Origin of the sequence: Neisseria sp. HMSC065D04, from assembly GCF_001815675.1 — a bacterium.
Lineage (GTDB): Bacteria > Pseudomonadota > Gammaproteobacteria > Burkholderiales > Neisseriaceae > Neisseria.
Genome location: NZ_KV821487.1, coordinates 17729 through 24772 on the forward strand (window position 1 = coordinate 17729; position 7044 = coordinate 24772).

Genomic DNA, 7044 nt, shown 5'->3' on the forward strand with positions numbered 1-7044 from the left:
CCGTAGCCTGTCCTCGCGTAGGCGGGGGCGGGAAGGACGGCTGGTGGCGGGTTCCGTATCAAAAACTAAGCCCATAGCGTGGGTTTTACCCACGAATGAATAGAAATGATTGGATTCTGATGTCTGGGTTGAAAGTCGTGGGCAAAGCCCACGCTACTCTTAATATGACGAAAGGTCGTCTGAAAACCATCAGTTTTGGTTTTCAGACGACCTTTTGTTTCGATTCAATCTCAAATCATCAAGTCTGCATCAAATCCGTTTCGCCAATTCTTCCGCTTTGCCGATGTACAGCGCAGGGGTCAGGGCGAGTAGTTGGGATTTGGCTTCGGCGGGGATTTCCAGCGATTCGATGAAGACTTTCAGCACTTCGGGCGTGATGCCGCCTTTGCCGCGCGTCAGGTCTTTCAGTTTTTCGTAAGGATTGGCGACACCGTGGCGGCGCATAACGGTTTGAATCGGCTCGGCGAGCAGCTCCCAAGTGGCATCCAAATCGGCGGCCAGCGCGGCGGGATTAGGTTCGAGCTTGTTCAGGCCGCGCAGGTGGGCGGCGAAACCCAACACGGCATAGCCTACGCCTACGCCCATGTTGCGTAGGACGGTGCTGTCGGTCAGGTCGCGCTGCCAGCGGGAGACGGGCAGTTTTTCGGATAAGAAGCCCAATACGGCGTTGGCCATGCCGAGGTTGCCTTCGGAGTTTTCAAAGTCGATGGGGTTGACTTTGTGCGGCATGGTCGATGAGCCGACTTCGCCCGCTTTGACTTTTTGTTTGAAGTAACCCAATGAAATATAACCCCAAACGTCGCGGTTGAAGTCGATCAGGATGGTGTTGATGCGGCTGAGGGTTTGGAAGAATTCAGCCATGTAGTCGTGCGGTTCGATTTGGATGGTGTAGGGGTTGAAGGTCAGGCCGAGGCTGATTTCGACGAAGTTGCGGCAGTGGGTTTCCCAGTCAATGTCGGGATAGGCGACCATGTGGGCGTTGTAGTTGCCGACCGCGCCGTTGATTTTGCCGAGGAATTCTTGCGCCTGAAGGTTTTTGAACTGGCGTTGCAGGCGGTACACGATGTTGGCGGTTTCTTTGCCCAAGGTGGTCGGCGTGGCGGGCTGACCGTGGGTGCGGCTCATCATGGGGACGGCGGCAAGGTCGTGCGCCATGCCGGTGAGTTTTTCGATGATCTCGGCAAGTTTCGGCAGGATGACGGTTTCGCGCGCTTCTTGCAGCATCAGGGCATGGGACAGGTTGTTGATGTCTTCGCTGGTGCAGGCGAAGTGGATGAACTCGCTGGCGGCGGCGACTTCGGGTACGCCGGCGAAGCGTTCTTTAAGCCAGTATTCGATGGCTTTGACATCATGATTGGTGGTCGCTTCGATGGCTTTGACGGCGGCTGCGTCTTCCAATGAAAAATTTTCGATGACTTTGTCGATTTCGGCAAGCGTGAAATCGCTGAAGGCGGGAATTTCGGTGATTTTCGGTTCGGCGGCGAGGGCTTTGAGCCAGCTCAATTCGACTTTGACGCGCGCCCTCATCAGGCCGTATTCGGAGAAAATCGGACGCAATGCTTCAACGGATTGGGCGTAGCGGCCGTCTAGGGGGGAAAGTGCAGCGATAGGGTTGATCATGTCGGAGTCCTGTCGGTAGGTCGGTCAAACGGTTAAATCAAACAGTCAAATTGTTTGCAATTATACATGATTTGACCCGGCAACTTCGGGTCGTCTGAAACTACAACCTTCCCTTCAAAGCGTTTTTGACAAACGCCGCCGACTCGCGCAATACCGTGTAACCATAGCCGCCGTAAGGCTCGGAACAAAACGGCGCGGCATACACCTGAATATCGTGTCCCTGCCACTGCCTGTCCGCCATCATCCTCGCCCGCGCCAAATGAAAACCGGCGCTGACAATGACGACGCGCGGGCTGTTTTCAATAAAATCGCGGCTGAACACAATGTTCTCAAACGTATTTTCCGCCCGCCGCTCTTGGATAATATCCGCCTTCGGCACCCCCATCTTCTCCGCAATCGCCTGCATATTGCCCGAAGCAGATTGAAAATCGCGGCTGAGTCCGCCCGACATCACCAGCTTCTTCACCTTGCCGGCACGATACAGCTCGACAGCCGCTTCAACGCGCGCCACCAAACAAGGATTCAGACGACCCCCTTCATAAGAACGGGTCGAAAGCACGACCGCAGCATCCGCCGGACGCACCGTATCCGCATCCAACCGCGACACCTGAAAATCGCGCCACATAATCCACAGCGGCAAAAGCGCGGCGGTAAAGAACAAAATCAATATAAAAACAAGGGCTTTTTTGAACATCCGAATCCTAAAATGATGAAAATAATTGGAACGCGGCTGTACGGGCAGGTTCCGCTTGTTCTTAAGATTTTACGAAATTCATACAGCCGTTCAGCTATATTTTTTAGTAACCGATTGTTTCTATCCGTCCAAGTACGAATTTTGTTGTCGACAAATATTTTTATGGCTTTTCGTCATCGGATATTATTTAAATTGGGAATAACATTAATGCATAGCCTAGGAATATGATAATCAGTATTGACATGGCGTATAAGGAAAATATATTATCAAAAACAGATTTTTGTAAAAGTTGCATAAAGTCGGCAATATAATATCAACGCCATCATCATCTTGAATGATATGTAGGCTATCTCCAATTTTGAAGACTTTTTCTCTTCGTTCAACTATTAGAGAGTAAACATGAAAAAAGCTTTATCAGTTATTTCCGTAGGTTTTTTATCTCTGTCTCTGCTTGCTGCCTGTAATGGTGGAGAAAGTGAAACCCAAAAAGAGTTAGCTGCATTGAAAGAACAATTGGCGCAGCAACAAAAACAACAAGTCGAACGCGAAAATCAAGAACAAGAACACCGGAAACAAATTGAGCAACAGCAAAGAGAAGACGAACTCTATCAAAAAGCCTACCAAGATGCCCAAGAAGACTTACAGATGAAGCAAATGCTGGAAGAAGAGAAAAAACAGGAAGAAGCAAAGAAAAAACAGGCTGCTGAGGAACGTAAACGCGAAGAAGCTAAAAAGAAACAAGCTTTAGAAGAGGAACCTAAGCAAAAAGAAGAGGCCAGAATAAAACAAGAAGAACCTAGAATTAGACAAGAAGAATCCCCAAAAGCTACTGCAAAACCGGCTGCTTCACAACAAGCGTCCAAAGTTACCGAAAAACTCGTTCGTTACCCTGCTTTTGTGATTTCGGAATCTGGTAGTGGTTCGTTAAATCTCAGAGGAGGACCGTCTATTTCAGCAGTTTCTGTTACCCAATTGAAAGACGGTCAGCAACTTCAAGTGGTGGCTGAAACCAACGCCTGTACCAATGCCAACGGTGGCTGCTGGGTTAAAGTTCAAGTTGGCGGGCTGACTGGTTATGTATCTAATGCCTACCTGCAAAAAGGTCATGTACGAGATGGTGCTTATGCATATTAATATCGGATAGATTTTATTGGTGACGTTCTGTATCAACTAGAATAGAAATGATGGGAAAGTGAAAGAATATTTGGGGCTGTTCTGAATTATTTTAGGATGGAGTCCATTCAATAATCTATCCAATTCCGACTGTAAAATAGAAAAAAGGTCGTCTGAAATTTCAGACGACCTTTTTGACGTTTTACAAAACAACCGAATCTTCAGTCTTTGCGGCGGCTGCCTAAGTCGGCGGCGGCGGTAAAGAGTACGTCGGTGGAGGAGTTGAGGGCGGTTTCGGCGGAGTCTTGGATAACGCCGATAATCATGCCGACGCCGACGACGCGCATGGCGAAGTCGTTGTCGATGCCCAAGAGGCTGCAGGCGACGGGGATCAGCAGCAGCGAGCCGCCGGCAACGCCGGATGCGCCGCATGCGCCGACGGTGGCGACGAGGCTCAGGAGCAGGGCGGTGGGGTAATCGACGACGATGCCTTTGGTGTGGGCGGCTGCCATGGCTAAGACGGTGATGGTAATCGCTGCACCTGCCATGTTGATGGTTGCGCCCAGCGGGATGGAGACGGAGTAGGTGTCTTCATGCAAGCCGAGTTTTTTCGCCAATGCCATGTTGACGGGGATGTTGGCGGCGGAGGAGCGGGTGAAGAAGGCGTAGAGTCCGCTTTCGCGCAGGCAGGTGAAGACCAGTCCGTAGGGGTTTTTGCGGGTTTGCGACCAGACGATGAGCGGGTTCACGACGAGGGCGATAAACACCATGCTGCCGAGCAGGACGGCCAGCAGGCGTCCGTAGCTGAGGAAGGCGGAAAAGCCGGTTTCGGCAACGGTTTGGGAGACCAGTCCGAAAATACCCAAGGGGGCGAAACGGATAACCCATTGCACGACGGTGGTAACGGCTTCGGAGAGGTCGGAGACGACTTGGCGGGTGGTGTCGGAGCCGTGGTGGCGCAATGCGGAGCCTAAAACCAACGCCCATGCGAGAATGCCGATGTAGTTGGCTTGTGCGATGGCGTTAATCGGGTTGGACACGAGCTTCATCAAAAGCTCTTTGAGGACTTGGATGATGCCGGAGGGCGGTGCGAGGGTGGAGGTGGCTACGTCTTTAAACACCAGCGCGGTCGGGAATGCCATACTGGCGGCAACGGCGACTGCGGCGGCGGCAAATGTGCCGACGAGATACAGAATAATGATGGGTTTGATTTTGGCTTCGCCGCCTTTGCGGTATTGCACCAGCGCGGCGGTCACTAAGACGAACACCAATACGGGGGCGACGGCTTTCAATGCGCCGACGAACAATTCGCCGAGCAGCCCTGCGCCCAAACCTGCTTTCGGGGAAATGGAGCCGACCAAGACGCCCAACATCAAACCGATGATGATTTGCGGGACAAGTCCGATACGGTTGACTGCGTTCAGCAGTGGATTACCACTTGCCATGATACGTCCTCTTACTTTATGTGTTAAGAAACGTTGCATTTTAAAAGAAAATATCAATTATTGCGCAGGTTTACATATCAAATCGATTGTTGTGGCGAAAAATGCTTGATTTTTTAGAGAATTGGGCAGTTTGTGCTGTATTTTTCGGATTGGAGGGAGTTAATGTGTTTTGCTTCTGTCGCACAGAGACAGGTGCATCCGCCTTTTCAGACGACCCCTCCGTCTCGGGCGGGTTTTAAACCCGATTGAAAATAATGGTAGAATTTAGAACCCTTCTGCCGTTGAAACATTTTTTTGCCATGACCAGACTGACTTCGCCCATCCTGATTGCCTCACTCGCCCTTGCCTACGGACACGCAGCCGCAGCAGACCTGCCGCGTGCCGAAGACTACGAACCGATTCCCGGCTTCAAGCAGGGCGGGCAATCCGAGCAGGCTGCCAAAGCAGGCAAACTGACGCCCAAGTTTCCCGTCAAAATCGAAACCAAAAACAGCGAAGTCAAATCCATGCTCGAAGAATACCTGCCGCTGATTACCCAGCAGCAGGACGAAGAATTGGACAAAGAGCAGGTCGGCTTCCTCGCCGAAGAAACGCCCGACAACGTCAAAACCATGCTCAAAACCAAAGGCTATTTCAACGGCAGCGTCAACGTCCAAGACAACGGTTCGAGCTACACCGTCACCGTCAATCCCGGCCCGCGCACCAAAATCGACAACGTCAGCGTCGCCATCCTCGGCGACATCCTTTCAGACGACAACCTTGCCGAGTATTACCAAAAAGCCATGCTCAACTGGCAGCAGCCCGTTGGCGAATACTTTGACCAAGACGGCTGGAGCGGCAGCAAAACCTCCGTCCTCAGCGCAGTAACCCGTAAAAAATACCCGCTTGCCAAACTCAGCAACACCCAAGCCACCGTCAATCCCAACAACAATACCGCCGATCTGAACGTGATCGTCGAAAGCAACCGTCCCATTTATTTCGGCGACTTTGAAATCACCGGTACCCGCCGTTATCCCGAAAACGTCGTTGCCGGTCTGGCACGCTTCAAACCCGGCGCACCCTACGATCTCGACCTCTTGCTTGACTTCCAACAAGCGCTCGAACAAAACGGACATTACTCCGGCGCATCCGTTCAAGCCGACTTCGACCGGCTCCAAGGCGACCGCGTGCCCGTCAAAGTCAACGTTACCGAAGTCAAACGCCACAAACTCGAAACCGGTATCCGCTACGATTCCGAATACGGCCTCGGCGGACGCATCGGTTACGACTACTACAACCTCTTCAACAAAGGCTACATCGGCTCCGTCGTTTGGGACATGGACAAATACGAAACCACCCTCGCCGCCGGTATCAGCCAGCCGCGCAACAGCGAAGGTAAATATTGGACAACCAACACATCCTACAACCGCTCGACCACCCAAAACCTTGAAAAACGCGCCCTGACCAGCGGTATTTGGCGCGTGCGCGACCGCAACGGCATCGAATCGCGCCTCGGTATCGAATTCATTACCGAAGACCGAAAAGTGCCCGATACCAATTACGACCTCGGCCGCAGCCACGCCACCATGCTGACCGCCTCGTGGAAACGCCAAAACATCGAAACCGAGCTGCGTCCCGAAAACGGCTACTACCTCGACGGCAAAGTCGGCGTAACGCTGGGTAAGCTCCTTTCTTCCACTGCTATGGCACGCGCCACTGCCCGCGCAGGCTATTTCTACACGCCTGAAAACAAAAAACTCGGTACCTTCATCGTGCGCGGACAAGCAGGCTACGTTTACGCCCGCGAAGGCGAAGACGTACCTTCCAGCCTCATGTTCCGTACCGGCGGCGCATCCTCTATCCGCGGTTACGAACTCGACAGCATCGGCTTGGAAGGTCCGAAAAATTCCGTCCTTCCCGATAGGGCGTTACTGGTCGGCAGCCTCGAATACCAATTCCCGATTACCAAAAGCGTATCCGGCGCCATCTTCCACGATGTCGGCGACGTTACCAGCAATTTCAAAAACATGAGTATGCAACACGGTACCGGTGTCGGCGTACGCTGGTTCAGCCCCGTCGCCCCGTTCTCCTTCGACGTCGCCTACGGACACCAAGACAAAAAACTCCGTTGGCACATCAGTTTGGGTACAAGGTTTTAAGGTCGTCTGAAAATATAGTGGATTAACTTTAAAC

Annotated in this window: 5 protein-coding genes; 2 read left to right on the top strand and 3 right to left on the bottom strand. The window is 52.2% G+C overall.

All coding sequences use genetic code 11. The features are described 5' to 3' along the window. Positions 1 to 249 precede the first annotated feature (249 nt). Both purB and HMPREF3050_RS02290 read right to left on the bottom strand, forming a co-directional pair. Positions 250 to 1620, bottom strand: a complete 1371-nt coding sequence (purB, locus tag HMPREF3050_RS02285; protein ID WP_070773299.1) for an adenylosuccinate lyase — start codon at positions 1618 to 1620, stop codon at positions 250 to 252. A 100-nt stretch (positions 1621 to 1720) separates the two neighbouring features. Next, positions 1721 to 2314, bottom strand: a complete 594-nt coding sequence (locus HMPREF3050_RS02290; protein ID WP_070773300.1) for a YdcF family protein — start codon at positions 2312 to 2314, stop codon at positions 1721 to 1723. A gap of 399 nt (positions 2315 to 2713) precedes the next feature. Between HMPREF3050_RS02290 and HMPREF3050_RS02295 the strand changes: the two genes are divergently transcribed. After that, positions 2714 to 3448: an SH3 domain-containing protein gene (locus HMPREF3050_RS02295; protein WP_070773301.1), complete on the top strand. Its 735-nt coding sequence runs from the start codon at positions 2714 to 2716 to the stop codon at positions 3446 to 3448. Positions 3449 to 3648: 200 nt separating this feature from the next. Here the strand turns inward: HMPREF3050_RS02295 and sstT are convergent, their stop codons facing one another. Further along, complete coding sequence (sstT, locus tag HMPREF3050_RS02300; RefSeq protein WP_070773302.1) at positions 3649 to 4872, bottom strand: serine/threonine transporter SstT; 1224 nt, start codon at positions 4870 to 4872, stop codon at positions 3649 to 3651. Between the two features lie 299 nt (positions 4873 to 5171). Between sstT and HMPREF3050_RS02305 the strand changes: the two genes are divergently transcribed. After that, entirely contained in the window at positions 5172 to 7010 is a 1839-nt protein-coding gene (locus HMPREF3050_RS02305; protein WP_070773318.1) for an autotransporter assembly complex protein TamA, read from the top strand. Positions 7011 to 7044: the final 34 nt, after the last annotated feature.

Coding starts and splice junctions, on each gene's coding strand:
- HMPREF3050_RS02295 (WP_070773301.1), top strand. CDS start 2,714: ATGAAAAAAGCTTTATCAGTTATTTCCGTAGGTTTTTTATCTCTGTCT.
- sstT (WP_070773302.1), bottom strand. CDS start 4,872: ATGGCAAGTGGTAATCCACTGCTGAACGCAGTCAACCGTATCGGACTT.
- purB (WP_070773299.1), bottom strand. CDS start 1,620: ATGATCAACCCTATCGCTGCACTTTCCCCCCTAGACGGCCGCTACGCC.
- HMPREF3050_RS02290 (WP_070773300.1), bottom strand. CDS start 2,314: ATGTTCAAAAAAGCCCTTGTTTTTATATTGATTTTGTTCTTTACCGCC.
- HMPREF3050_RS02305 (WP_070773318.1), top strand. CDS start 5,172: ATGACCAGACTGACTTCGCCCATCCTGATTGCCTCACTCGCCCTTGCC.